This is a genomic window from Rhodopseudomonas parapalustris (genome assembly GCF_053772255.1).
In genome coordinates this window covers 1-26,816 of the sequence record NZ_JAMKBZ010000008.1, presented here as the reverse complement: position 1 = coordinate 26,816, position 26,816 = coordinate 1, and the positions used below count along the sequence as shown (strand labels likewise).

The following is a 26,816-nucleotide window of genomic DNA, read 5'->3' as shown; positions in this document are numbered from 1 at the left end:
GTGCAAGGCGAGCGGACCGGCGCGGGAGCCGCTTCGCTGCGGCCGGCAGCGGGGCTGCGGCGTTATCTCGCGGGGACGGCGACGGATTTGCGCCGCGTTCCCAGCCGCTGCAGCACGGCGAAGAACGACGGCACGAACAGCACCGCGAGGCCGGTCGAGGCCAGCATGCCGGCCACCACCGCGATCCCGAGCGACACCCGCGCGCCGGCACCGGCGCCGGTCGCAAGTGCCAGCGGCAGCATGCCGAAGATGAACGCGAACGAGGTCATCAGGATCGGACGGAACCGGAGCCGGGCGGCCTCGACCGCGGCCTCGGCGATCGGCATGCCCTCGATGCACTTCTCGCGGGCATATTCGACGATCAGAATCGCGTTCTTGGCCGCCAGCGCGATCAGCAGCACGATGCCGATTTGCGTATAGAGATCGTTCGGCATGCCCGACCATTCCAGCGCCGCGACGGTGCCGAGCAGGGTCAGCGGCACCGCCAGGATCACCGCCAGCGGCTGCAGCCAGCTTTCGTATTGTCCGGCGAGGACGAAATACACCAGCAGCAGCGCCACCGCGAACACGTAGTAGATCTGATTGCCGACCACCTGTTCCTGATACGACATCCCGGTCCAGGCAGTGCCCATCGAGGAGGGCAGCGATTTGGCGGCGGCTTCGCTCATCAGCGTCATCGCCTCGCCGGAGCTGAAGCCGGGCGCCGGACTACCGACCAGGGTCGCAGCCGGGTAGAGGTTGTACAGCGTGATCAGCGGCGGGCCGACCTCGTCGGTGAGATAGGCAACGGCGCCGACCGGCACCATCTGGCCGTTCGAGCCCTTGACCTTCAGCTTCAGCACGTCGCCGGGCCGCAGCCGGAACGGCGCGTCGGCCTGGACATAGACCTGGAACACGTTGTTGAACTTGGTGAACTGGTTGACGTAAGTCGAGCCGAGATAGCTCTCGACCGCCGAGAATACCTGGCCGACGGTAACGCCGAGCGTCTCCGCCTTCATCCGGTCGACCACCAGGCGGAGCTGCTTGACGTCGGCGTTGAAGGTGGAGGCGGCATGGGTGATGCCGCTCTGGGTCGAGGCGTTGGCGGCGAGCTGCTGGGCGGCGTTCTGCAGCGCCAGGAAATCCGAGCTGCCGTTCTTCATCTCCACCATCATGGTGAAGCCAGAGGTGTTGCCGATGCCCTGGATCGGCGGCGGCATCAGCACCAGCGCGGTCGCCATGTCGAGCTCGCCGAGCGCGGCGCGCACCCTGGCGGCGATCGCGTCGATGCTCAGATCCTTGGTCTTGCGCTGGTCCCAGTCGTGCAGCACCACGTAGAGCATGCCGGCGTTGTACATCGTGGCGTTGTTGTCGAGCGGCGAGATTCCCGAGACGCCGATCACGCTCTCGACGCCCGCGGTCTTGCGCACCAGTTCGACCGCCTTGGCCACCGCTGCTTCGCTGCGGCCGGCGGAGGCCGAATCCGGCAGCTTCAGGCTGACGATGAAATAGCCCTGATCTTCGGAGGGCAGGAAGGCGGTCGGCACCCGCGACAGCCCGTAGAACGCGACGCCGATCAGTGCCAGCCCGACGATCGTGGTCGGGATGCTGAACGCCACCAGCCGGCGGATCAGCGCCGCATACACCGCCTCGCAGCGCGCATACCCCGCGTTGAAGATCCGGTAGACGAGATTGCGCTGCTCCGGCGGCTCCGGCGCGCGCAGCCACAACGCGCATTGCGTCGGTTTCAGTGTCACCGCGTTGACCGCCGAGATCAGCGCGGTGGCGGCGATCACCAGCGCGAACTGCTGATACATCTTGCCGGTCAGCCCGGAGATCGCGGCGGCCGGCAGGAACACCGCCATCAGCACCAAAGTGATGCCGATGATCGGGCCGAACAGCTCCGACATCGCTTTGACCGCGGCTTCGCGGCTCGACGTCCCGCCGGCGATGTGCCGGGACACGCCTTCGACGATGACGATGGCGTCGTCGACCACGATGCCGATCGCCAGCACCAGCGCGAACAGGCTGGTGGTGTTGACGGTGAAGCCCATCGCCGACATTGCCGCGAACGCGCCGATGATGGTCACCGGCACGGTGGTGGCGGGCACCAGCATCGCCCGCCAGTCCTGCAGGAACATCAGGATCACCACCAGCACCAGCACGGCCGCGATCACGAGCGTTTCGTACACCTCGTCGACCGACGCGGTGATGAACTTGGTGCTGTCGAATGAGACCTTGTAGTCGAGCCCGGCCGGGAACGACCGCGCCATCTCCTTCATCTTGGCGTTGACGGATTCGGCCACCGACAGCGCGTTGGCGCCCGACAGCAGCGAAATCGCAATCGCGGCCGAGGGCTTGCCGTCGAGCGTGGCGGTCTGCCCGTAGGACGAGGCGCCGAGCTCGACGCGGCCGATGTCGCCGATCCGCACCAGCTTGCCGCCGCCCTGGTCGACCGCCTTCACCACGATCTTCTCGAACTCGGTGGCTTCGTTGAAGCGGCCGACGACGTCGAGCGCGTATTGGAAATTGACGATCGACGGCGCCGGCGGGCCGCCGACCAGGCCGGCCGTGACTTGGTTGCTCTGCTGCTGCACGGCGCTGACCACGTCGCTCGGAGTTAGACCGTAGCTCTGCAGCTTGTCCGGATCGAGCCAGATCCGCATCGCGTAAGAGCCGGAGCCGAGCACCGAGACGTCGCCGACGCCGGGCAACCGCGCCAGCTCGTTCTGGATGTTGATCTTGGCGTAGTTGGAGAGGAACAGATTGTCGTAGCGTCCGTCCGCCGAGTACAGGCTGACGAACTGCAGGATCGACGTCGACTTCTTTTTGACGTTGAGGCCCTGGGTCGAAACCGAGATCGGCAGTTGCGCGCTGGCCAGCGATACCCGGTTCTGCACCAGCACCTGCGCCATGTTCGGATCGGTGCCGATGTCGAAGGTGACGACCAGACTGTAGCTGCCGTCGCTGGCGCTGGTCGACTGCATGTAGATCATGCCCTCGACGCCGTTGACCTGTTGCTCGATCGGCAGCGCCACCGAATCCATCACGGTGCGGGCGCTGGCGCCGGGATAGGTCGCGGACACCGACACGGTCGGCGGCACCACGTCCGGATATTGCGACACCGGCAGCCGCATCAGCGCCAAGGCGCCGAGCAGAATGATCAGGAAGGCGAGGGTGTTGGAGAGCACCGGCCGTTCGATGAAGAAGCGCGAGAACATGGGCAACGCCTCGTGAGGGCCGATCGGATCAGGGTTTCGCAGTACCGGATTGGGCTCCAGGGCTCAGCGCGGCGGGCGCCGGGGTCGGCGCCGTCGGGGCGGCCGCCATGGTCCCGGTGACCGGGGCCACGGTGTTGCCGGCGACGGCGCGCTGGATCGCGCCGATCACCACTCGGTCGTCGGCCTTCAATCCGTTGGTCACGACCCGCAGTTGCCCTTCCTGCGGCCCGAGCGTGACCTGACGCTGCTCGACCACGTCGCCGGTGCCGACCACCATCACGTAGCTGCCGGTCTGGTTCGACATCACCGCGGCGTCGTTGATCAGCATCGCGTCGTCGAGCTTGCCGACGGCGACACGGACCCGGACGAACAGGCCGGGCACCAGCGCCACGTTCTTGTTCGGCAACGAGCCGCGGAGCTGCAGCGTGCCGGTGGCGGAATCGAGCTGCGGCGCGATGTAGTCGACCTTGCCGGCGTATTGGAACGTCGTGTCGGACGACAGCGCGACCTCGATCGGCAGCTCCATCCGCTCTTCCCGCATGTCCTTCAGCGTCTTGCCGCGCTTGGCGAGCGCGTCGCGCAAGGCGATCTGCTGCTGCTCGGTGATGTTGAAGTAGACGTAGAGCGGATCGACCTGAAGGATGGTGGCCAGCTTGGTGGTGCCGGCCGAGCCGACCAGGGTGCCGACGTTGACCAGGCGGCGCGTGACGACACCGTCGAACGGTGCCGTCACCGTGGTGTAGCCGAGCGAGGTCTTGGCGAGGGCGAGCGAGGCTTCGGCGGCGGCGACCTGGGCGTTGGCCGAGGCCAGATTGGTCTGGGCGTCGTCGACATTGCGCTGCGAGGCGACGTCCTTCTGGCCGAGGATCGCTTGCCTGTCGGCTTCGCGCTGGGCGTTGGCTTGCTTGGCCTTGGCGCCGTCGAGCTGCGCCTGCTGCAGGTCGACCTGGGCCTGGTATTGCGCCCGTTCGATCCTGAACAGCACGCGGTCCTTCTTGACCGCTTCACCGTCCAGATAGTCGATGCTCTCGATGAAGCCCTGCACCCGCGCTTCGAGGTCGACCGAGGCGACCGGCGCGGTATTGCCGGTGAACTCCGCATACAGCGTCACCGGCGCCTGCGTCGGCTTGGCGACGGTGACCTTGGCGGGCGGCGGCGCGGCGTAGGTATTCTGCTCCTTGCATGCGGTCAGCGCCATCGGGGCGGCTGCGACCAGCGCGACGAGTCCGACTCTGCGTGACGACGCCAAAGACAAGAAGCGGGCGCAAATCATCCGAAGCTCCCCCGTGTCGCGCGCGCGGATGGAACTCGCGCGGCACGGGAACTCAGAGCTGATTCCAGAGGGATGGTCCAACAGTTCGGAAGATGCCGCGTCAGCAGCGCCGCTTGCGCGTCTTACGCCTGCTGCTCGAAGATCATCGCCAGATGCACGATGGTCCGGACCGCGGCTTCCATGTCCTGGCGGCTGACCCATTCCAGCCGGGAGTGGAAGGCATGCTCACCGGCGAACACGTTGGGGCAGGGCAGCCCCATGAACGACAGCCGGGCGCCGTCTGTGCCGCCCCTGATCGCGGCGGTGACGGGGGTGAGGCCGGCGCGGCGGATCGCCTCACGGGCGTTCTCGACCAACTCGTGATGGCGGTCGAGCACCTGCTTCATGTTGCGGTACTGGGGCTGGATCTCGATCTTGGCGCGCGAGCGCGGATAATCCAGCATCACCTCTTCGACGATGCTCTGCAGCAGCGTCTCCTTGTCTTGCAGTCCGGCCTCGGTGAAGTCGCGGACGATGAAGCCGACGGTCGCCTTCTCCAGCGTGCCGGTGATTCCGATCGGATGCAGGAAGCCTTCGCGGCCTTCGGTGGTCTCCGGCGAGCAGCCGGTCTTGGGCAGCCGCTCGATGATCGCCGCGGCGATCTTGATGGCGTGCTCGATCCTGCCCTTGGCGAACCCCGGATGGGCGCTGACGCCTTCGATGGTGATCACCGCGCTGTCGGCCGAAAAGGTTTCGTCCTCGATGTGCCCGGCGCTTTCGCCGTCCATGGTATAGGCGAAATCGGCACCGAGCTTGGTCAGGTCGACCTTATCGACGCCGCGGCCGATCTCCTCGTCCGGGGTGAACAGGATCTTGAGTGTGCCGTGCGCGATCTCGGGATGCGCCAAAAGGAATCGCGCCGCATCCATGATCTCGGCGACGCCCGCCTTATTGTCGGCGCCGAGCAGGGTGGTGCCGTCGCTGGTGATGATGTCGTGGCCGATCTGCTCCGACAGCGCCGGATGTTCGGCGCGCCGAATCACCTGCGACGAGTCGCCGGGCAGGACGATGTCGCCGCCCTGATATTCCTTCCACACCTGCGGTTTGACGCCGGCTCCTGAACAATCGGGCGAGGTGTCCATGTGGGCGCAGAAGCAGATCACCGGGACATTCTGCTTGGCGGAGGTCGCAGGAATCGTCGCGTAGACATAGCCGTGGTCGTCGAGATGGGCGTCGGTGAGCCCCAACTCGCGCAGCTCCTGCGCCAGCAGAGCGCCGAGATTCTTCTGCTTCTCTGTGGAGGGGCAGGTGTCGGAGGCCGGGTCCGACTGGGTGTCGATCGTGACGTAGCGGAGGAAACGCTCCAGCACGGTGAAGTCGAAGTTAATCGCGGTCACGTCCGAACTCCCTGCAGGCCCGCAAACACCCCGGCGTGGCGATCAAGCGCGTTCGGTCGCGAGCTTTCCTGTTGATATCGCGTCCGGGCGCGCGGCGCGACCCGCACCCGAACGACGGCTGGCATCAAAAAAGAAACGGCAGGCGGGCGGACGCCCAAACCTGCCGTTCTTCAATCTGAACCGGAGCTGGCTCCAATCGCGTTGGAAACCGGCCCCAGCGCCGCGCGGGACGAGCTCTGTTCAAGCGATCCGGAAGACCGGAAACGCCCGAACCAATGACCCGGGAAGCAGAATCAGATCGCTTCCTTGAGTTCCTTGGCGGCGCGGAACGCCACCTTCTTGCTGGCCTTGATCTGGATCTGCTCGCCGGTGGCCGGGTTGCGACCCATGCGGGCGGCGCGCTTCCGGACCTGGAGGATGCCGAGGCCGACGATGCGGATACGCTCGCCCTTCTTCAGGTGCTTGGTGATGCGGGTCACCATGTCGCCGAGGATGGCCTCGGTCTGCTTCTTCGACAGCTCGTGCTCTTCGGCGAGCGCGGCTGCGAGATGCTTCAGGGTCACCGTTGCCGGCGTTGCGGATTTGGCAACTGCTTTCTTCGCCATATAGCCCTCCTGCTGTGTGTGGCGGCTTAGAAACTAAGACGTAGCAGGGCTTAGATGATTCGGGTGGGCGCTGCCTACGCCGTTTGCCCTGTAAACAGCGCATTATTTGCATTGGCATGCTGAAAAACGCCGACATTAAAGGATAAATGCAAAGCTGTGCACGAGAATGGGAATCTCTGCCTCAAGCCGCTTGACTTGGGAGGGCGGGCCCTTTAATCGACCGCCTGCGCGGTTGATGCAAACCACGCGGGAGTAGCTCAGTTGGTTAGAGCGCCGGCCTGTCACGCCGGAGGTCGCGGGTTCGAGCCCCGTCTCTCGCGCCACTTCGCCCCAAGGGCGTTTGGCGATCCCGCGAATTTCCCTAAATGCTCTCGATCGACCTGAACCGAAGCCGTGTGTCGCTGTTGGTTCGGGGAAGCGTCCACGCGGTCCATGACGCGCGTGTTGCGATCTCTGCCGCCAATTGGGTTTGTTGCGCCGACCTAGAGGGAGCGGACGTATCGCGGGCGGCGAGGGCGTTTGCCGGCGCGTTTCCGCTGGCCGCCGATCAGGGCGTTATGAACTTGCAGGTGAGGGGTGGCTGAGTGCCGGCCTGCTTAACCCTCCGTTACCGCTGATGCGATAACAGACGGCTGTGGTTACCTCACCGTCGATTGGCCCGAGTCGGTGAGGGTCATCTGCTTTGTGGCCTTGATCACCTGGGCGGTCTGGCTGTCGGCCGCAGTGGTGCGGGCCATGATCCCGAGCCCGGCGACGCTGATACCGGCAACGAGGGCCACCACCACGATCTTCAGGTGGGTCGCACGATCCGCTGAATGCAAAGAGTGGTTCATCGCTGCCTCCCCGCGGCTCTTGCTGTTGCCGCGTTGACGAACCGACGATAGCCTTACGTGTGTTTCAGGATCGTTTCGCCGGTTCCGAAAAGGGTTTCGTGCGATGGCCGTATGGTTTCCGTTTGGTTGATACGATCTGCGGTCTGTGGTGAATGATGAGTCACGAATTCGTGCTGCTAAAGACGTAGAGCGTGCATATGCCTCGGAGTTGCCACAGCTTGGCTTGCGCCCCCTGTTGCACTGCGCTAAGCGGTAGAACAATTCAAATGCGAACGAGTCTGCGGCAGCACAACGGGCCGCGGGGTTAGGGAGCGGGTGATGAGCGGCATTCTGTCTAACTATCTGCCAATCGTCGTTTTTATCATCGTCGCGGCCGGTTTGAGCTTCGTCCTTCTGGTCGCGCCGTTCGCGGTCGCGTATCAGCAGCCGGACCCGGAAAAGCTCTCGGCTTATGAATGCGGATTCAACGCTTTCAGCGATGCCCGCATGAAATTCGACGTCAGATTCTACCTTGTCGCCATTCTGTTCATCATCTTCGACCTCGAAGTCGCGTTTCTGTTTCCGTGGGCGGTGGCCTTCGGCAAGCTCGGCGCGACTGGCTTCTGGTCGATGATGGTGTTTCTCGGCGTCCTGACCGTCGGCTTCGCCTACGAGTGGAAGAAGGGCGCGCTGGAATGGGATTGAGGCCTGAGACGATGCAGCCGACACCGTCGCAACATCCGATCGGCGCGCAGCCGCTGATCGCTCGGCCCGCGACCGGCATCATCGACCCCAACACCGGCAAGCCGGTCGGGGCCGACGATCCGTTCTTCCTCAACGTCAACCGCGAGCTGTCCGACAAGGGCTTCTTCGTCGCCGCGACCGATGATCTGATCACCTGGGCGCGCACCGGCTCGCTGATGTGGATGACGTTCGGTCTGGCCTGCTGCGCGGTCGAGATGATGCAGTTGTCGATGCCGCGCTACGACGCCGAGCGGTTCGGCTTCGCGCCGCGCGCTTCGCCGCGGCAGTCGGACGTGATGATCGTCGCCGGCACGCTGACCAACAAGATGGCTCCGGCGCTGCGCAAGGTTTACGACCAGATGCCCGAGCCGCGCTACGTGATCTCGATGGGGTCGTGTGCCAACGGCGGCGGTTACTACCACTATTCGTATTCCGTGGTGCGCGGCTGCGACCGCATCGTTCCGATCGACATCTATGTGCCCGGCTGTCCGCCCACCGCCGAAGCGCTGCTGTACGGCGTGATGCTGCTGCAGAAGAAAATCCGGCGAACCGGCACTATCGAACGCTGAAGAAGGCTGTTTCATGGACGACAACGGGCTCGACACCCTGGGTCAGACGATCGTCGGCGCCTTGCCGGGCGTCGCGACCGGTCATTCGGTCGCGTTCGGCCAGCTCACGCTGACTGTCGATGCCGCCAAGATCGTGGAGGCGGTGCGCACGTTGCGCGACGATCCGCGCTTCCGCTTCATCAGCTTCATCGACATGACCGCGGTCGATTATCCCGGCCGCGCGCAGCGGTTCGAGATCGTCTATCACCTGCTGTCGCCGAAGCTGAACGAGCGGGTGAGGTTGAAGGCAGAGGTCGGCGAAACCACGCTGGTGCCGTCGATCATCGACGTGTTCCCCGGCGCCGACTGGTTCGAGCGCGAGGCCTACGATCTGTACGGCATCATCATCACCGGTCATCCCGACATGCGCCGGTTGCTGACCGATTACGGTTTCGACGGGCATCCGCTCCGCAAGGATTTTCCGCTCACCGGTTTCGTCGAGGTTCGCTACGACGACGACCAGAAGCGGGTGATCTACGAGCCGGTCCGGCTCAATCAGGAATTCCGCAAGTTCGACTTTCTATCGCCCTGGGAAGGCGCAGACTATCCGGTCCTTCCCGGAGACGAGAAGGCGGGGGTGAAGTCGTGATGCCGCTCGCTGTTCGCCGTTCTCTACTCGCTTTGACGCGGAGCCCGCTCCATGGCTGACGCCGCCGCCGCCGCAGACGCGCCCAGCGTCCGCAACTTCACGATCAATTTCGGTCCGCAGCATCCGGCGGCGCATGGCGTGCTTCGGCTGGTGCTGGAGCTCGACGGCGAGGTGGTCGAGCGGGTCGATCCGCACATCGGCCTGCTGCATCGCGGCACCGAGAAGCTGATCGAGCAGAAGACCTATCTGCAGGCGATCCCGTACTTCGATCGGCTCGACTACGTCGCGCCGATGAACCAGGAGCACGCGTTCTGCTTGGCGGTCGAGAAGCTGCTCGGCATCGCCGTGCCGCGCCGCGCGCAATTGATCCGCGTGCTGTACGCCGAGATCGGCCGCATCCTGTCGCATATGCTCAACGTCACCACCCAAGCGATGGACGTTGGCGCCCTGACGCCGCCGCTGTGGGGCTTCGAAGAGCGCGAAAAGCTGATGATGTTCTACGAGCGGGCGTCCGGCAGCCGGATGCACGCAGCGTATTTCCGCGTCGGCGGCGTGCATCAGGATCTTCCGCCGAAGCTGATCGACGATATCGACGCCTGGTGCGACGCTTTCCCGGCGGTGGTCGACGACCTCGACCGGCTGCTCAGCGGCAACCGCATCTTCAAGCAGCGCAACGTCGACATCGGCGTGGTGACGCTCGATCAGGCCTGGGCCTGGGGCTTCTCCGGCGTGATGGTGCGCGGGTCGGGCGCGGCGTGGGATCTGCGCAAGTCGCAGCCTTACGAGTGCTACGCCGAACTCGATTTCGAAGTACCGATCGGCAAGAACGGCGACTGCTACGACCGTTACCACATCCGCATGGAAGAGATGCGGCAGGCGGTGCGGATCATGAAGCAGTGCATCGCCAAGCTGCGTGAGCCGGCCGGGCAGGGCCCGGTGGTGGTCGACGACCACAAGATCTTCCCGCCGCGCCGCGGCGAGATGAAGCGCTCGATGGAAGCGCTGATCCATCACTTCAAACTCTACACCGAAGGCTTCCACGTTCCGGCCGGCGAAGTCTACGCCGCGGTCGAGGCGCCGAAGGGCGAATTCGGCGTGTATCTTGTGTCCGACGGTAGCAACAAGCCGTACAAGTGCAAGATCCGCGCGCCGGGCTTCGCCCATCTGCAGGCGATGGATTTCCTCAGCCGCGGCCATCTGCTGGCCGACGTCTCGGCGATCCTCGGCTCGCTCGACATCGTGTTCGGAGAGGTCGATCGGTGAACGTCCCCGAGCCCATCCAGTTCGACCGCGCCACCGGCGCGCTCGAGGGCGCAGGCGCCCTGGAGCGTGTGGCGGCGTGCGCGCTGGTGATGGGCGCCCGGGTATCGTCGACGTTCTCGTATCGCGGCTACAACGCCGCGGCGAACCTGATGCGCAAGGCGTTGCCGGAGCGCGACATCGCCATCAAGCTCAATCCGGACGCGACCTTCGTGTTTCCTTATGGCGACGGCTACTGGAGCAAGCTGCTGCAGCGCGATTACTCTTACGAGATCGAGCTGGACCTGTTGTTCCGCGACGCCGCCGACGTCGACTACACGCTGATCGATTGCGGCGCCAATTACGGTTACTGGTCGGTGCTGGTGTCGAGCGCGCCGTTCGGTGCGCATCGCACCTTGGCGATCGAGCCGTCGAGCCAGAACTTTGCCCGCCTGGCGCACAACGCCAAGATCAATGGCGACCGGTTCTCGGTGATGAAATGCGCCGTCGGCGCCGCGCGCGGCATCGCCAAGCTGTCCGGCTCCAAGCACGAGGCGTTCAGCATCGTCGGTAAGCCCGATGCCGCGGGCGAAGACGTGTCGGTAATCCGGCTCGACGATCTGATCGACGACGGTCATCTGCCGGTCGGCGGCAAGTACATCGTCAAACTGGACGTCGAAGGTGTCGAGATCGATGCGATCCGCGGCGGCGAGCGGCTGCTCGCTGAAGACACCGCAATCCTGTGCGAAGAGCACGGCAGCGATCGCGATCACACGGTTTCGCGCTACATCCTCGAACATACGCCGCTGAAGCTGGTCGTGTACGACCCGCAAAGCAATCAATACGAGGCCGTGGTCGACCTCGGCATTCTCGACCGGATCAAGGTCGCGTCGAATGTCGGCTACAACGTCGTCGGAACCGCGAGCGCGTTCTGGCACGCCCGTATCCAACACCTCAATGCGAGCGTGGCGAAACGCTCGGCGAGAAACTGAGCATGTCCGTTCGTCGTCTGGCACCGAAAGAGTTGCAACCCGAGAGCTTCGCGTTCACCGCGGACAATCTCGCTTGGGCGCAGAAAGAGATCACCAAATATCCGCCGGGACGGCAGTTTTCGGCGGTGATCGCGATCATGTGGCGGGCGCAGGAGCAGTGCGGCGGGTGGCTGCCGGAAGCGGCGATCCGCACCGTCGCCGACATGCTGCAGATGCCGCATATCCGCGCGCTGGAAGTCGCGACCTTCTACACCATGTTCCAGCTCAATCCGGTCGGCAAGAAGGCCCACGTCCAGGTCTGCGGCACCACGCCGTGCCGGCTGCGCGGTGCCGGCGAGCTGATCGAAGTCTGTAAGAACCGCATCCATCATGATCCGTTCCATCTGTCCGCCGACGGCGACTTCTCCTGGGAGGAGGTCGAGTGCGCCGGCGCCTGCGTGAACGCGCCGATGGTGCAGATCTTCAAGGACGTCTACGAGGACCTGACCCCGGAGACCTTGAACAAGGTGCTCGACGGCTTCGCCGCCGGCAATCCGCCGAATCCGGGTCCGCAGAACGGCCGCCAGCACGCCGCGCCAATCACCGGGCCGACAACCCTCACCGGCGGCGGTATCAATGTATCGCCGGTCGAGGCCAACGGTCCGGCGCTGACCGACAACGAGCCCAAGCGGAGCGGGGCGGCGGCCAATGTCCAGGAGCGGCCGGCACCGAAGCCGCCCGCAGCCGATGCCAGCGGTAAGAACACGCCATGACGATGATCGCCCCAGCGGGGGGCGCCGTCGCGGAAAGCGCGAGAGCCATGCCGACCCCGGTTTACATCCTGCTGCACGGTGTCGCCGCCGCAGCGTTCATATTTCTGCTGCAGCGCTACGCGCTCGGTGCGACACTTCAATCGAGCCTGATCTGGGCGCTGACCTTCGGGGGCTGCGCGGCTGGACTCGCTCACATGCAAACCAAACGCTGACAGGGAACGCCGCAAGCCATGCTGGACGACAAGGACCGCATCTTCCGGAACCTGTACGGTCTCGACGACTGGACGCTGAAGGGCGCGCGCCGTCGCGGCGCGTGGGAAGGCACCAAGGCGATCATCGACAAGGGCCGCGACTGGATCATCAACGAGATGAAGGCGTCGGGTCTACGCGGTCGCGGCGGCGCCGGCTTCCCGACCGGCCTGAAATGGTCGTTCATGCCGAAGGACAATGCCGACGGCCGGCCGAGCTATCTGGTGGTCAACGCCGACGAGTCCGAGCCCGGCACCTGCAAAGACCGCGAGATCATGCGTCACGACCCGCACACGCTGGTCGAAGGCTGTCTGCTCGCCGGCTGCGCGATGGGCGCCCACACCGGCTACATCTACGTCCGCGGCGAGTTCATCCGTGAGCGGGAGCGGCTGCAGGCGGCGATCGATCAGGCCTACGAGGCCAAGCTGATCGGCAAGGACAATGTCCACGGCTATCCGTTCGACCTCTACGTCGCTCACGGCGCCGGCGCGTACATCTGCGGTGAAGAGACCGCGCTGCTCGAAAGCCTCGAGGGCAAGAAGGGCCAGCCGCGGCTGAAGCCGCCGTTCCCGGCGAACGTCGGTCTGTTCGGCTGCCCGACCACCGTCAACAACGTCGAGTCGATCGCGGTGGCGCCCGACATCCTGCGGCGCGGCGCGGCATGGTTCTCCTCGATCGGCCGTGCCAACAACGTCGGCACCAAGCTTTACGGCATCTCCGGCCACGTCAACACGCCGTGCGTCGTCGAAGAGGCGATGGGCATCCCGTTCCGCGAGCTGATCGAGAAGCACGGCGGCGGCATTCGCGGCGGCTGGGACAATCTGCTGGCGATCATTCCTGGCGGTGCGTCGTGCCCGCTGATCCCGGCGGCGGACTGCGAAGAGCTGATCATGGATTTCGACGGCACCCGTGCGGTGAAGTCGAGCTTCGGCACCGCCGGCGTGATCGTGATGGACAAGTCCACCGACATCGTCGCGGCAATCGCGCGCATCAGTTACTTTTTCAAACACGAGAGCTGCGGCCAGTGCACGCCGTGCCGGGAAGGCACCGGCTGGATGTGGCGCGTGCTCGACCGGATGGTGCACGGCCGCGCCCACAAGCGCGAAATCGACATGCTGCTGGAAGTGACCAAGCAGGTCGAAGGCCACACCATCTGCGCGCTCGGCGATGCCGCGGCCTGGCCGATCCAGGGCCTGATCCGCGCATTCCGCCCGGAGATCGAGCGCCGCATCGACGACTTCTCGCGCAAGGCCACGCTCGACGACCAGGGCGTGCTCGATCCGGCGCACATGCAAGCGGCGGAGTGACTGCCATGATCAAGATCATCGTCGACGGCAAGGAAGTCGAGGTTCCGCCGGAATACACGCTGCTGCAGGCCTGCGAGTCGGCCGGCGCCGAGATTCCGCGGTTCTGTTACCACGAGCGACTGTCGATCGCCGGCAACTGCCGGATGTGTCTGGTCGAGCTGAAGGGCACGCCGAAGCCGGTGGCGAGCTGCGCCTGGGGCGTGCGCGACTGCCGTCCGGGCCCGAACGGCGAGCCGCCGGAAATCTCGACCAAATCGCCGATGGTCAAGAAGGCGCGCGAAGGCGTGATGGAATTCCTGCTGATCAATCATCCGCTCGACTGCCCGATCTGCGATCAGGGCGGCGAGTGCGACCTGCAGGACCAGGCGATGGGCTACGGCGTCGATCAGAGCCGCTTCGCCGAGAACAAGCGTGCGGTCGAGGACAAGTATCTCGGCGTGCTGGTCAAGACCTCGATGACCCGCTGCATCCAGTGCACCCGCTGCGTGCGCTTCGCCGCCGAAATCTGCGGCGTGCCGGAGATGGGCGCGATCGGCCGCGGCGAGGACATGGAGATCACCACTTATCTGGAGAAAGCGCTCACGTCCGAGCTGCAGGGCAATCTGGTCGATATCTGCCCGGTCGGCGCGCTGACCTCGAAGCCCTACGCCTTCGCGGCGCGGCCCTGGGAGCTCGGCAAGACTCAGTCGATCGACGTGATGGACGGTGTCGGCTCGGCGATCCGGGTCGATACCCGCGGCCGCGAGGTGATGCGGATCCTGCCGCGCGTCAACGAGGCGATCAACGAGGAGTGGATCTCCGACAAGACCCGCCACGTCGTCGACGGCCTGCGCACCCAGCGGCTCGACCGGCCTTATGTCCGCGAGGGCGGCAAGCTGAAGCCGGCGAGCTGGCCGCAGGCGTTCGCCGCGATCAAGGCCAAGCTCGACGGCACGTCGGCCAAGAAGATCGGCGCCATCGCCGGCGACCTTGCCGCGGTCGAAGAGATGTTCGCGCTGAAGCAGCTTCTCGCCAAGCTGGGCTCGGACAACATCGCGGCGCAGAACGTCGCGGCCTTCGATCCGAAGGCCGGCCGCGCCAGCTACATCTTCAATCCGGGCATCGTCGGCATCGAGCAGGCCGACGCGGTGCTGATCATCGGCTCCGATCCGCGGAAAGAAGCGGCGATCCTCAACGCCCGCATCCGCAAGCGCTGGCGCGCCAGCGGCATGCCGATCGGCGTGATCGGCGACAGGGCCGATCTGACCTACGGCTACGATTATCTCGGCGCCGGCACCGACACTTTGAACGATCTGATCGCCGGCAAGCACGGCTTTGCCGAGACGCTGAAGAAAGCCAAGAACCCGATCATCCTGGTCGGCGCCGCTGCGACCGCGCGGCGCGACGGCCCGGCTATCCTGTCGCTGGCGGCCAAGCTCGCCGCCGACGTCGGTGCGCTGGACGACGGCTGGAACGGCTTTGCGGTGCTGCATCCGGCGGCCTCCAGCGTCGGCGCGCTGGACATCGGCTTCGTGCCGGGCAAGGGCGGCCTGGGTGCGGCGGAGATGGCGACTGCCGGCGGCGTCGACATGCTGTTTTCTCTCGGCGCCGATGAAATCAAGGTGCCGGATGGCGCCTTCGTGATCTACATCGGCACCCATGGCGATCGCGGCGCGCACCGCGCCGACGTGATTCTGCCGGGCGCCGCCTACACCGAGAAGTCGGGCATCTACGTCAACACCGAAGGACGGGTGCAGATCGCGGGCAGGGCGGCGTTCCCTCCGGGCGATGGACGCGAGGATTGGGCGATCCTGCGGGCGCTGTCGGAAGCGCTCGGCGCTAAGCTGCCCTATGACTCGCTGGCGGCGCTGCGCAAGGCGTTGTTCGCCGAGGTGCCGCATCTGATGCGGATCGATCAGATCGAGGCCGGCGACCCGGCCGATGTGCGCAAGCTGGCGGGCGCTGGCGGCAGAGTCGAGAAGACGCCGTTCAAGCCGGTGATCGCCGATTTCTACATGACCAACCCGATCGCGCGGGCGTCCGCGGTGATGGCGGAATGTTCCCGCCTTGCGTCGGGGCAATTGCTGACGGCGGCGGAGTAGGCGGGACCCATGGCTGAATTCTTCGCGACCAACCTGTGGCCGCTGCTCGTTGTCGTCGGGCAGAGCGTGCTGCTGTTGGTCATCCTCCTGATCGCGATCGCCTACATCCTGCTCGCCGACCGAAAGATCTGGGCGGCGGTGCAGATCCGGCGCGGCCCGAACGTGGTCGGGCCGTGGGGTCTGCTGCAGTCGTTCGCCGACCTGCTGAAGTTCGTCCTCAAGGAGCCGACGATTCCGGACGGCGCCAACAAGGGCCTGTTCCTGCTGGCACCGCTGGTGACCTGCGTCCTTGCGCTGGCGGCCTGGGCGGTGATCCCGGTGAATGCCGGCTGGGTGATCGCCGACATCAATGTCGGCGTGCTTTACATCCTCGCGGTGTCGTCACTGTCGGTCTACGGCATCATCATGGCCGGCTGGTCGTCGAACTCGAAGTATCCGTTCCTGGCCGCGCTGCGCTCGGCCGCGCAAATGGTGTCCTACGAAGTCTCGATCGGTTTCGTGGTGATCTGCGTTCTGCTGTGCGTCGGCTCGCTCAACCTGACCGCGATTGTCGAGGCGCAGGACAGCAAATGGGGCATGCTCGGCTGGTACTGGCTGCCGCTGTTCCCGATGTTCGTGGTGTTCTACGTGTCGGCACTGGCCGAAACCAATCGCCCGCCCTTCGACCTGGTCGAAGCGGAGTCGGAGCTGGTTGCCGGCTTCATGGTCGAATACTCGTCGACCCCGTACCTGCTGTTCATGCTCGGCGAATACGTGGCGATCGTGACGATGTGCGCGATGGGCACGATCCTGTTCCTCGGCGGGTGGTTGCCGCCGGTGCCTTACGCGCCCTTCACCTGGGTGCCGGGCATCGTCTGGTTCTCGCTGAAGCTGCTGTTCATGTTCTTCCTGTTCGCGATGGCGAAGGCGATCGTGCCGCGCTACCGCTACGACCAGCTGATGCGGCTGGGCTGGAAGGTGTTTCTGCCGCTGTCGCTGGCGATGGTGGTGATCGTGGCGGCCGTCCTGCAGTTCGCCGGCCTGGCACCGAAATGAGGCTTTGATGAACGTCACCGCTACCGCCCGTTCGTTGCTTCTGACCGAGTTCGTATCGGCGTTCTTTCTCGCCATGCGCTACTTCTTCAAACCGAAGCCGACGATCAATTATCCTTTCGAGAAGAATCCGATCTCGCCGCGGTTCCGCGGCGAGCACGCGCTGCGCCGTTACCCCAACGGCGAGGAACGCTGCATCGCCTGCAAGCTGTGCGAAGCGATCTGCCCGGCGCAGGCGATCACCATCGAGGCCGGCCCGCGCCGCAACGACGGCACCCGCCGCACGGTGCGCTACGACATCGACATGGTGAAATGCATCTATTGCGGGTTCTGCCAGGAGGCGTGCCCGGTCGACGCGATCGTCGAGGGACCGAATTTCGAGTTCGCCACCGAGACCCGCGAAGAATTGTACTACGACAAGGCCCGCCTGCTGGCCAACGGCGACCGCTGGGAACGCGAAATCGCCAAGGCCATCTCCCTTGACGCGCCGTACCGGTGAGCTGACGCCATGTCGATGCCCGTTCTGTTCTTCTATCTCTACGCCGGGGTGGCGATCGCCGCCGCGGTGATGGTCGTGGTCGCCCGCAACCCGGTGCACTCCGCGCTGTTCCTGATCCTGGTGTTCGTCAACGCCGCCGGCATGTTCGTGCTGATGGGGGCCGAATTCCTGGCGATGATCCTGATCGTGGTCTATGTCGGCGCCGTCGCGGTGCTGTTCCTGTTCGTGATCATGATGCTGGACGTCGACTACAGCCAGCTTCGCGAAGGCTTCCTCGAATATCTGCCGTTCGGCCTCTTGATCGGCTTCATCTTCCTCGCCGAGCTGCTGCTGCTGGCCGGCGGCTGGGTGATCAGCCCGACCGTGACCAAGACGGTGACGGCGCCGATCCCGGCCGGCGTTTCCAACACCGAAGCGCTCGGACTGGTGCTCTACACCCGCTACATCCATTACTTCCAGGTGTCGGGCATGATCCTGCTGGTGGCGATGGTCGGTGCGATCGTGCTGACGCTGCGCCACAAGAAGAAGGTCAAGCGGCAGGACATCGCCGCTCAGAACGCCCGCTCGAAGGAGACGGCGATGGCGATCCGCCACGTCAAGACGGGGCAGGGACTGTCCGACAACGATGCTGCGGAGTGGGTGCGATGAACGAGATCGGGCTCGGCCATTTTCTGTCGGTCGCCGCGGTGCTGTTCACGCTCGGCACCCTCGGCATTTTCCTGAACCGCAAGAACGTCATCATCATCCTGATGTCGATCGAGCTGATGCTGCTCGCCGTGAACATCAACCTGGTGGCGTTCTCGATCTACCTGAACGACATCGTCGGCCAGGTGTTCGCGCTGCTGGTTCTGACCGTCGCCGCCGCCGAGGCTGCGATCGGCCTGGCGGTGTTGGTGGTGTTCTTCCGCAACCGCGGCACGATCGCGGTGCAAGATATCAACTTGATGAAGGGCTAGGGCATGATCGGCAATCGAGTGCGGATTGACGGCATCGTCCGGAGGCTGAAGGCGCGCGCATGATCCAGGCTATCGTATTCCTGCCGCTCGTCGGCGCGCTGATCGCCGCCGTCATTGCGCTGGTGGGCGCCCATGCCCGCAACCCGAGCGGTGACACCGTCGAACATCACGACGATCACGGTCATGGCCACGACGCCCATGGCCATACATCGCACGACGCCCATGCTCACGCGGCGCACGGTCACGACGACCATGCGCACGACGATCACGCCCACGGCCCGACCGAACCGGCTGCTGCCGGCTCGCGGCTCGCCGAGATCGTCACCACGACGCTGCTGCTGATCTCCTGCGCGCTGGCCTGGGTGACGCTGGTGGAAGTCGGCTTCATGCACCACGATTCACGCGTGGCATTGTTGCCGTGGATCAATTCCGGCGATCTGCAAGTCGCCTGGACGCTGCGGGTCGACACTCTGACCGCCGTGATGCTGGTGGTGGTGACGACGGTGTCGTCGCTCGTCCACCTGTATTCGATCGGCTACATGCACGAGGATCCGCATCGGCCGCGGTTCTTCGGCTATCTGTCGCTGTTCACCTTCGCGATGCTGATGCTGGTGACCGCCGACAACCTGCTGCAATTGTTCTTCGGTTGGGAAGGCGTCGGTCTGGCGAGCTACCTGCTGATCGGCTTCTGGTATCAAAAGCCGTCGGCCAACGCTGCCGCCATCAAGGCCTTCGTGGTCAACCGCGTCGGCGACTTCGGGTTCCTGCTCGGCATCTTTGCGGTGTTCGTTCTGGTCGGTTCGACCGATTTCGACACCATCTTCGCCGCCGCGCCGGGCCTGACCGGCAAGACGATCAATTTCTTCGGCTGGCATGCCGACGCTCTGACGCTGGCCTGCCTGCTGCTGTTCATGGGGGCGATGGGCAAGTCGGCGCAGTTCCTGCTGCACACCTGGCTGCCGGACGCGATGGAGGGCCCGACCCCGGTGTCGGCGCTGATCCACGCCGCCACTATGGTCACCGCTGGCGTGTTCATGGTGGCACGGATGTCGCCGCTGTTCGAACTCGCGCCGGACGCCCAGGCCGTGGTGATGTTCTTCGGCGCCACCACCGCGTTCTTCGCGGCGACGATCGGCCTCGTGCAGAACGACATCAAGCGGATCGTGGCGTATTCGACCTGCTCGCAGCTCGGCTACATGTTCGTGGCGATGGGGGCGGGCGCCTACTCGGTCGGCATGTTCCACCTGTTCACCCACGCCTTCTTCAAGGCGCTGCTGTTCTTGGGTGCCGGTTCGGTGATCCACTCGATGCACCACGAGCAGGACATCCGCCACATGGGCGGTCTCAAGGACCGGATCCCGTTCACCTACGGCGTGATGCTGATCGGCACCCTGGCGCTGACCGGCTTCCCGCTGACCGCCGGCTACTTCTCGAAGGACGCGATCATTGAGGCCGCGTTCGTGTCGAAGAACCCGCTGGCATTCTACGGCTTTCTGATGACCGTGGTGGCGGCGCTGCTGACCTCGTTCTACTCGTGGCGTCTGGTGTTCAAGACGTTCCACGGCGAGCCGCACGATCGCAAGCACTACGAGGCGGCCCACGAGAGCCCGCTGGTGATGACGATCCCGCTGTTCGTGCTCGCGTTCGGCGCGCTGGCGGCCGGCTATCCGTTCAAGGAGCTGTTCGCCGGTCACGGCATCGAGGAGTTCTTCCGCTCGTCGCTGAAGATGCACCCGCACATCATCGAGGAGATGCACCACATCCCGGCCTGGATCGCGTTCATGCCGACGGTGATGATGGCGGTTGGCTTCCTGGTGGCGTGGCTGTTCTACATCCGCCGTCCGGATATTCCGGTGGAGCTCGCCGGCCAGCACCGGCTGCTGTATCAGTTCCTGCTCAACAAGTGGTACTTCGACGAGCTGTACGAGGTGATCTTCGTCCGGCCGGCGAAGTGGATCGGGCGACAGCTCTGGAAGAAGGGCGACGGCATGCTGATCGACGGTCTCGGGCCCGACGGCATCTCCGCCCGGGTGCTCGACGTCACCCGCGGCGTGGTCCGGATGCAGACCGGTTATCTCTACCATTACGCATTTGCGATGCTGATCGGCGTGGCCGGTCTGATCACCTGGTTCATGCTCGGCTTGGGGGGCCGGTAAATGTCGGCTTCGATCATGACCTGGCCGGTGCTTTCGGTCGTTACCTTCCTGCCGGTGCTCGGCGCGGCGCTGGTCTATCTCGCCCGCGGCGAAGACGAGGCGGCGCGTCGTAATGCGCGTTGGATCGCGTTGTGGACCACGCTGATCACCTTCGCGGTGTCGCTGCTGCTGGTCTGGCACTTCGACTCCGCCAATCCGGGCTTCCAGTTCGTCGAAAAGGCGCCCTGGCTCGGCAACACCATCACGTATCACATGGGTCTGGACGGCATTTCGCTGCCGCTGGTGATCCTGACCACCGCGATCATGCCGTTCTGCATCATCGCGAGCTGGCGCTCGGTGACGATGCGGGTGCGCGAATACATGATCGCGTTCCTGGTGCTCGAAACGCTGATGATCGGCACCTTCTCGGCGCTCGATCTGGTGCTGTTCTATCTGTTCTTCGAAGGCGGCCTGATCCCGATGTTCCTGATCATCGGCATCTGGGGCGGTCCGCGCCGGGTGTACGCATCGTTCAAGTTCTTCTTGTACACGCTGCTCGGCTCGGTGCTGATGCTGCTGGCGATCATGGCGCTGTACTGGAACGCCGGCACCACCGACATTCCGACCCTGCTGCAAACCTCGGTTCCGCGCGAGCTGCAGACCTGGGCGTGGCTGGCGTTCTTCGCCTCGTTCGCGGTGAAGATGCCGATGTGGCCGGTGCATACCTGGCTGCCCGACGCTCACGTCGAGGCGCCGACCGCGGGATCGGTCGTGCTCGCCGCGATCCTGCTGAAGATGGGCGGCTACGGCTTCCTGCGGTTCTCGCTGCCGATGTTCCCCGACGCATCGGCGTATTTCGCGCCGCTGATCTACACCCTGTCGGTGATTGCGATCATCTACACCTCGCTGGTCGCGCTGATGCAGGAGGACATCAAGAAGCTGATCGCGTACTCCTCGGTCGCGCACATGGGCTTCGTCACTATGGGCATCTTCGCCGGCACCACGCAGGGCGTATCCGGCGCGGTGTTCCAGATGATCAGCCACGGTATCGTCTCCGGCGCGCTGTTCCTCTGCGTCGGCGTGGTCTACGACCGCATGCACACCCGCGAGATCGCCGCCTATGGCGGACTGGTCAACCGGATGCCGCTGTACGCGCTGGTGTTCCTGATCTTCACCATGGCCAATGTCGGCCTGCCGGGCACCTCGGGCTTTATCGGCGAGTTCCTGACCCTGCTTGGCACCTTCAAGGTCAACGTGCCGACCGCGACGCTGGCGACCACCGGCGTGATCCTGTCCGCCTGTTACGCGCTGTGGCTGTATCGCAAGGTGGTGTTCGGCGCGCTGACCAAGCCGTCGCTCGCCACCATCAAGGACCTGACCTGGCGGGAAGGGCTGATGCTGGCACCGCTGGTGGTGCTGACCGTGCTGTTCGGTTTCTATCCGAAGCCGGTGCTCGACATGTCCGCCGCCTCCGTCCAGCAACTCGTCAACAACTACGCTGCCGCCGTGACTGCCGTGAAGGCAGCGGCGCTGCCGTGACCGGCAAGGACCAATCCCGATGAACTTTGAAACAGCCGGTTACCCGCTGCTGCCGATCCTGCCGGAACTGGTTCTGGTGGTGGGGGCGATGCTGCTCCTGATGCTCGGCGCGTATCGCGGACCAAAGGCCACCGGCACCATCACGGTGCTGGCGATCCTGCTGCTGCTCGCCACCGGCGCGCTGGAGCTGTTCGCGCTGCCGGCCGGCAAGCTGGTCACGTTCGGCGGCAGCTTCGTGGTCGACGACTTTGCCCGGTTCCTCAAAGTGCTGGCGCTGATCGGTTCGGCGGTGACGCTGCTTCTGTCGCTCGAAGTCCTGACCGATCCGTCGCGGCGGATGTTCGAATACGCCATCCTGGTGCTGCTGTCGTCGGCGGGCATGCTGCTGCTGATCTCGGCCGGCGACCTGATCATGCTGTATCTCGGCCTCGAGCTGATGAGCCTCGCGCTCTACGTGGTGGCCGCCAGCAACCGCAAGGACGCCAAGTCCAACGAGGCCGGCATGAAGTACTTCGTGCTCGGCGCGCTGTCGTCCGGCATGCTGCTGTACGGCGCTTCGCTGATCTACGGTTTCACCGGCACGGTGCAGTTCTCCGGCATTGCCGCAGTGGCCAAGGACGGCAACATCGGCCTGGTGTTCGGCCTCGTGTTCCTGCTCGCCGGCCTGTGCTTCAAGGTCTCGGCGGTGCCGTTCCATATGTGGACGCCGGACGTCTATGAAGGCGCGCCGACCCCGGTCACGGCGTTCTTCGCGTCGGCGCCGAAGGTGGCGGGTTTGGCGATCTTCACTCGCGTCACGCTGACCGCGTTCCCGGGCATCGTGCCGCAGTGGCAGCAGATCGTGATCTTCGTGGCGATCGCCTCGATGGCGCTCGGCTCGTTCGCCGCGATCGGGCAGAAGAACATCAAGCGCCTGATGGCGTATTCGGCGATCGGCCACATTGGCTTCGCGCTGGTCGGCCTGTCGGCTGGCACCGTTGAAGGCGCGCAGGGCGTGATCGTCTACATCTCGATCTACGTGGCGATGACGCTGGGCGCGTTCGCGGTGATCCTGTCGATGCGCCGTAACGGTCAGCACGTCGAGAGCATCTCCGATTTCGCCGGCCTGTCGCGCACCAATCCGCCGCTCGCCTTCTTCTTCGCGATGCTGCTGTTCTCGCTCGCCGGCATTCCGCCGCTGGCCGGCTTCTTCGCCAAGTTCTACGTGTTCATGGCGGCGATCAAGGCCGGGCTGTTCGTGCTGGCGGTGATCGGCGTGGTCTGCAGCGTGGTGGGCGCCTACTACTACCTCGCGATCATCAAGACGATGTATTTCGACGAGCCCGCGCCCGGTATCGATCCGGTCCGGCCGGAGCTGCGCAGCGTGCTGATGGTTGCAGGCCTGTTCAACCTGCTGTTCTTCATCTACCCGGCGCCGCTGGTGAACGCGGCGACGGCGGCTGCCAAGTCGCTGTTCTAGGTGGCGTTCGCACTCGGACCCAAGGCGCGCACGGCCGGCGTCGGCCTGAAGGTCTTCGACGAGACCGGCTCCACCAACACCGACGCGATGGCGCACGCCCGGGCGGGAGGGCGGACGCCGTGCTGGTTCGTGACCACGATGCAGACCGCCGGACGCGGTCGTCGCAATCGGGCCTGGGTGGCGCCGCGCGGTAATTTGGCCAGCTCCGTCGTCGAGAGCTTCAACGTCACCCCGACGGTTGCCGCGACTCTCGGCTTTGCTGCCGGCGTCGCGCTCGAGAAGGCATTGCGGGAGGTCAGCGTCGAGGCCGCGATGCGGTCGCCGAATTCGCCTGCGAACGATTATCGGTTGAAGTGGCCCAACGACATCCTGGCTGGTGGATCGAAGCTCGTCGGGATGAATCTCGAAGCCGAGACGTTGCCTGACGGACGACTCGCCGTTGTGGTCGGGATGGGCACCAACGTGGTCGCTGCGCCGGAAGGTTTGCCAACCGCGGTGACATGCTTGAGCCAGCTCGGCGTGACCGCTACCGCGGAAGACGTATTTGCGGCTCTGTCGGATTCGTGGCACGAGATGCGCGGCATCTGGGATGACGGGCGAGGTTTCGCAAAGATCCGCGATCTCTGGCTGGAGCGGGCCGCGGGGCTTGGCCAGACGGTTTCCATCCGGTCGGGCTCCACGGTTGTTTCCGGGATATTCGACACCATCGATGAAACAGGCTGTATGGTCCTGATCACGTCCGATCGGAGACGCATTCCGATCGCGGCCGGCGACGTCTATTTCGGCGATGCGGCGTCAGCAAAGGCTGCAGATTAATGGCACGACCCGACGAACTAACTTTTGCTCCGCTCGGCGGTGTCGGCGAGATCGGCATGAATTTGTCGATCTACGGTCTCGGCAACCGCCACCAGCGAAGCTGGCTGGCGGTTGATCTCGGCGTGTCGTTCGGTGACGAGGAGCATCTGCCCGGCATCGACCTGATCATGCCGGACGTCCGATTTCTCGAGAAAGAGAAAAAGAACCTCGTCGGACTGGTACTGACACACGCCCACGAGGACCATTTCGGCGCGATCATCGATCTGTGGCCGAAGCTCGGTTGTCCGATCTACGCCACCAAATTCAGCGCCTCGCTGTTCGCCGCCAAGCTCGCGGCTGAGCGCACCACGTTGAAGATCCCGATTACCGAAGTGCCGTCGGGCGGCACGATCGATCTCGGCCCGTTCAGCGTCGAGTTCATTCCGGTCGCGCATTCGATTCCGGAAAGCCACGCGCTGGCGATCCGGACTTCGGTCGGCACGGTGCTGCACACCGGCGACTGGAAGATCGACCCGACCCCCGTGGTCGGCGCGCCGACCGACGAGGCGCGGCTGCGCCAGCTCGGGGACGAGGGCGTGCTGGCGCTGATCGGCGATTCCACCAACGCGGTACGCGACGGCCGCTCGCCGTCCGAGACTGAAGTTGCGGCCTCGCTCGCCGGCCTGATCAAGTCGGCGAAGGGCCGTGTCGCTGTGACGACCTTCGCGTCCAACGTCGGCCGCATCCGCGCCGTCGCCGATGCGGCGAAGGCTGCAGGGCGCGAAGTGGTGCTCGTCGGCCGCGCGATGGACCGCGTCGCGCAGGTGGCGCGTGAAACTGGCCATCTCGACGGCGTGCAGAGCTTTCGCGGACCTGAATATTACGGGCACTTTCCGCCCGACAAGGTGCTGGCGCTGTGCACCGGTAGCCAGGGTGAGCCGCGCGCCGCTTTGGCGCGGATCGCGCGCGACGATCACCCCGAAATCACGCTGAACAAGGGCGACTGCGTGATCTTCTCGTCGCGGACCATTCCGGGCAACGAGAAGGCGGTCGGCGGCATCATCAACGGGCTGGTGACTCAAGGCATCGAGGTGATCACCGATCGCGATCATCTCGTCCACGTCTCCGGCCATCCGCGCCGCGACGAGCTACGCGAGATGATCTCGTGGGTGCGGCCGCAATTGCTGATCCCGGTGCACGGCGAGGCGCTGCATCTGAACGAACACGCCAAGCTGGCGCGGCAGATGGGTGTGCCGAAGGTGATGGTCTGCCGCAACGGCGATTTGGTGCGGCTCGGGCCGGGCGATCCCGCGGTGATCGATCAGTTGCCGTCGGGCCGGCTGTACAAGGATGGCACTATCCTGGAGCAGGACTCTTCGCGGGCCGTGGTCGAACGCCGCAAGATGGCGTTTTCCGGTTGCGCCTTCGTGGCGCTGGCGCTGAGCGAAGCCGGTGAACTTGCGGACGATCCGGAAGTCGAACTGGTCGGGATGCCGGAAAAAAACACCGCCGGCGAGCCGCTGGAAGACATCGTGTTCGATGCGATCGTCTCCACCGTCGAGGGCCTGCCGCGGGCGCGGCGGCGCGACCCGGACGCGGTCGCGGAATCGGTGCGACGCACGGTCCGCTCGATCGTCCAGGCGGAGTGGGGCAAGAAACCTTTGTGTACGGTGCACGTCCTGACGGTTTGAGATAAACACCACCAAGAAACCAACAACCAAAAGAGGGTGACATGCTCGGGCGGCTCAATCACGTAGCGATCGCGGTGAAGGATGCGGTGCAGGCCGCCAAGGTCTATGGCGCCGGTTTCGACGCTGCGATCTCGGACGCGGTGCCGCTGCCGGAGCACGGCGTCATCACCGTGTTCGTGACGCTGCCGAACACCAAGATCGAATTCATCCAGCCGCTCGGCGAGGCCTCGCCGATCGCCAAGTTTCTCGAGCGCAATGCCGACGGCGGCATCCACCACGTCTGCTACGAAGTGCCGGACATCATCGAAGCGCGCGACCGCCTGACCAAGGAAGGCGCCCGGGTGCTCGGCGACGGCAATCCGAAGATCGGTGCGCACGGAAAGCCGGTGCTGTTCTTCCACCCGAAGGATTTCTCCGGCGCACTGGTCGAGATCGAACAAGCCTGAGCCATGGTCGCCACGATCACCGGACTGCTCGCGATCTACTTCGTGCTGTGGTGGATCGTACTGTTCGCGACGCTGCCGTTCGGCGTGCGCAGTCACGCCGAGAGCGGAGGTGAGGGGACGACACCCGGCACCGATCCAGGCGCGCCGGTGGCGACATTACTTGCGCGCAAGGCGCTTTTGACCACGGTGATTTCGGCAGTGATCTTCGCGGTCGCGCTGTACGCGTATCACGCCGGCTGGCTCGGCATCGATCGTCTCGCCAAGCTGATGCATGTGCCGCTGTAGCGGCTGAGCCGCGCGCAACGCGACGCGTCGCCGTCGAACCTGACGGACGCGCGCACGATTCGCTGCGACCGGCTTCGTTACGTTCGGCCGATCCGACGAGCCTCGTAGTCAAACGACTCAGTCGTCCATGAACAATTTGGAAGCGGTTGATT

25 protein-coding genes and 1 tRNA gene are annotated in these 26,816 nt (G+C 64.9%); 21 read left to right on the top strand and 5 right to left on the bottom strand.

What is annotated here, in order from left to right; all coding sequences use genetic code 11:
* Positions 1–62: 62 nt before the first annotated feature.
* From M9H71_RS09305 to M9H71_RS09290, 4 genes are all read right to left on the bottom strand, one after another.
* Positions 63–3,200, bottom strand: a complete 3,138-nt coding sequence (locus M9H71_RS09305) for an efflux RND transporter permease subunit (protein WP_455404757.1) — start codon at positions 3,198–3,200, stop codon at positions 63–65.
* Positions 3,201–3,228: 28 nt separating this feature from the next.
* Positions 3,229–4,473, bottom strand: a complete 1,245-nt coding sequence (locus M9H71_RS09300) for an efflux RND transporter periplasmic adaptor subunit (RefSeq protein WP_455404756.1) — start codon at positions 4,471–4,473, stop codon at positions 3,229–3,231.
* A 122-nt stretch (positions 4,474–4,595) separates the two neighbouring features.
* On the bottom strand, positions 4,596–5,849 hold the full coding sequence (gene pepT / locus M9H71_RS09295; protein ID WP_455404755.1) for a peptidase T: 1,254 nt from the start codon (positions 5,847–5,849) through the stop codon (positions 4,596–4,598).
* A gap of 293 nt (positions 5,850–6,142) precedes the next feature.
* The gene (locus M9H71_RS09290) at positions 6,143–6,454 is read right to left on the bottom strand and encodes an HU family DNA-binding protein (RefSeq protein WP_011158502.1); all 312 of its coding nucleotides are present in this window, start codon (positions 6,452–6,454) and stop codon (positions 6,143–6,145) included.
* Positions 6,455–6,700: 246 nt separating this feature from the next.
* Between M9H71_RS09290 and M9H71_RS09285 the strand changes: the two genes are divergently transcribed.
* Positions 6,701–6,777 (top strand) — tRNA-Asp (locus M9H71_RS09285).
* Positions 6,778–7,092: 315 nt separating this feature from the next.
* Here the strand turns inward: M9H71_RS09285 and M9H71_RS09280 are convergent.
* On the bottom strand, positions 7,093–7,287 hold the full coding sequence (locus tag M9H71_RS09280; RefSeq protein WP_455404754.1) for a hypothetical protein: 195 nt from the start codon (positions 7,285–7,287) through the stop codon (positions 7,093–7,095).
* 318 nt (positions 7,288–7,605) lie between these two features.
* Here M9H71_RS09280 and M9H71_RS09275 point away from each other — a divergent pair, with 318 nt between their 5' ends.
* Genes M9H71_RS09275 through M9H71_RS09180 form a run of 20 tightly spaced genes read left to right on the top strand, consistent with a single transcriptional unit; the run spans position 7,606 to position 26,664 of the window.
* Positions 7,606–7,971 (top strand): NADH-quinone oxidoreductase subunit A, encoded by a 366-nt coding sequence (locus M9H71_RS09275; protein WP_011158501.1) that lies wholly within the window; start codon positions 7,606–7,608, stop codon positions 7,969–7,971.
* The gene (locus M9H71_RS09270; RefSeq protein ID WP_455404753.1) at positions 7,962–8,579 is read left to right on the top strand and encodes a NuoB/complex I 20 kDa subunit family protein; all 618 of its coding nucleotides are present in this window, start codon (positions 7,962–7,964) and stop codon (positions 8,577–8,579) included. The genes M9H71_RS09275 and M9H71_RS09270 overlap by 10 nt, the downstream gene beginning before the upstream one ends.
* Before the next feature lie 13 nt (positions 8,580–8,592).
* Entirely contained in the window at positions 8,593–9,207 is a 615-nt protein-coding gene (locus M9H71_RS09265) for an NADH-quinone oxidoreductase subunit C (protein ID WP_455404752.1), read from the top strand.
* A 51-nt stretch (positions 9,208–9,258) separates the two neighbouring features.
* On the top strand, positions 9,259–10,470 hold the full coding sequence (locus M9H71_RS09260; RefSeq protein ID WP_455404751.1) for an NADH-quinone oxidoreductase subunit D: 1,212 nt from the start codon (positions 9,259–9,261) through the stop codon (positions 10,468–10,470).
* Entirely contained in the window at positions 10,467–11,438 is a 972-nt protein-coding gene (locus tag M9H71_RS09255; RefSeq protein ID WP_455404750.1) for an FkbM family methyltransferase, read from the top strand. The genes M9H71_RS09260 and M9H71_RS09255 overlap by 4 nt, the downstream gene beginning before the upstream one ends.
* Positions 11,439–11,440: 2 nt before the next feature.
* Positions 11,441–12,190: an NADH-quinone oxidoreductase subunit NuoE gene (nuoE, locus tag M9H71_RS09250; RefSeq protein ID WP_455404749.1), complete on the top strand. Its 750-nt coding sequence runs from the start codon at positions 11,441–11,443 to the stop codon at positions 12,188–12,190.
* A gap of 47 nt (positions 12,191–12,237) precedes the next feature.
* A complete protein-coding gene (locus M9H71_RS09245; RefSeq protein WP_234826901.1) occupies positions 12,238–12,402 on the top strand; it encodes a hypothetical protein in 165 nt (54 codons plus the stop codon).
* Positions 12,403–12,420: 18 nt separating this feature from the next.
* The gene (gene nuoF, locus M9H71_RS09240; RefSeq protein WP_455404748.1) at positions 12,421–13,746 is read left to right on the top strand and encodes an NADH-quinone oxidoreductase subunit NuoF; all 1,326 of its coding nucleotides are present in this window, start codon (positions 12,421–12,423) and stop codon (positions 13,744–13,746) included.
* Positions 13,747–13,751: 5 nt separating this feature from the next.
* On the top strand, positions 13,752–15,827 hold the full coding sequence (gene nuoG, locus M9H71_RS09235; protein WP_455404747.1) for an NADH-quinone oxidoreductase subunit NuoG: 2,076 nt from the start codon (positions 13,752–13,754) through the stop codon (positions 15,825–15,827).
* A gap of 9 nt (positions 15,828–15,836) precedes the next feature.
* Complete coding sequence (gene nuoH, locus M9H71_RS09230) at positions 15,837–16,862, top strand: NADH-quinone oxidoreductase subunit NuoH (protein WP_455404746.1); 1,026 nt, start codon at positions 15,837–15,839, stop codon at positions 16,860–16,862.
* 7 nt (positions 16,863–16,869) lie between these two features.
* The gene (gene nuoI / locus M9H71_RS09225) at positions 16,870–17,358 is read left to right on the top strand and encodes an NADH-quinone oxidoreductase subunit NuoI (RefSeq protein ID WP_110785628.1); all 489 of its coding nucleotides are present in this window, start codon (positions 16,870–16,872) and stop codon (positions 17,356–17,358) included.
* A gap of 9 nt (positions 17,359–17,367) precedes the next feature.
* The gene (locus M9H71_RS09220; RefSeq protein ID WP_455404745.1) at positions 17,368–18,006 is read left to right on the top strand and encodes an NADH-quinone oxidoreductase subunit J; all 639 of its coding nucleotides are present in this window, start codon (positions 17,368–17,370) and stop codon (positions 18,004–18,006) included.
* Positions 18,003–18,314: an NADH-quinone oxidoreductase subunit NuoK gene (gene nuoK / locus M9H71_RS09215; protein WP_011158489.1), complete on the top strand. Its 312-nt coding sequence runs from the start codon at positions 18,003–18,005 to the stop codon at positions 18,312–18,314. The genes M9H71_RS09220 and nuoK overlap by 4 nt, the downstream gene beginning before the upstream one ends.
* Positions 18,315–18,373: 59 nt before the next feature.
* Positions 18,374–20,470 carry an NADH-quinone oxidoreductase subunit L gene (gene nuoL / locus M9H71_RS09210; RefSeq protein WP_455404744.1) on the top strand — a complete coding sequence of 699 codons (2,097 nt, stop codon included), beginning with the start codon at positions 18,374–18,376 and terminating at the stop codon, positions 20,468–20,470.
* Positions 20,471–21,988 carry an NADH-quinone oxidoreductase subunit M gene (locus M9H71_RS09205; RefSeq protein ID WP_455404743.1) on the top strand — a complete coding sequence of 506 codons (1,518 nt, stop codon included), beginning with the start codon at positions 20,471–20,473 and terminating at the stop codon, positions 21,986–21,988.
* A 19-nt stretch (positions 21,989–22,007) separates the two neighbouring features.
* Positions 22,008–23,447: an NADH-quinone oxidoreductase subunit NuoN gene (nuoN, locus tag M9H71_RS09200; protein ID WP_455404742.1), complete on the top strand. Its 1,440-nt coding sequence runs from the start codon at positions 22,008–22,010 to the stop codon at positions 23,445–23,447.
* Complete coding sequence (locus M9H71_RS09195; RefSeq protein WP_455404741.1) at positions 23,448–24,263, top strand: biotin--[acetyl-CoA-carboxylase] ligase; 816 nt, start codon at positions 23,448–23,450, stop codon at positions 24,261–24,263.
* On the top strand, positions 24,263–25,933 hold the full coding sequence (locus M9H71_RS09190) for a ribonuclease J (protein WP_455404740.1): 1,671 nt from the start codon (positions 24,263–24,265) through the stop codon (positions 25,931–25,933). The genes M9H71_RS09195 and M9H71_RS09190 overlap by 1 nt, the downstream gene beginning before the upstream one ends.
* A 41-nt stretch (positions 25,934–25,974) precedes the next feature.
* A complete protein-coding gene (gene mce / locus M9H71_RS09185; protein WP_114356119.1) occupies positions 25,975–26,379 on the top strand; it encodes a methylmalonyl-CoA epimerase in 405 nt (134 codons plus the stop codon).
* A gap of 3 nt (positions 26,380–26,382) precedes the next feature.
* On the top strand, positions 26,383–26,664 hold the full coding sequence (locus tag M9H71_RS09180) for a DUF1467 family protein (RefSeq protein ID WP_455404739.1): 282 nt from the start codon (positions 26,383–26,385) through the stop codon (positions 26,662–26,664).
* Positions 26,665–26,816 lie beyond the last annotated feature (152 nt).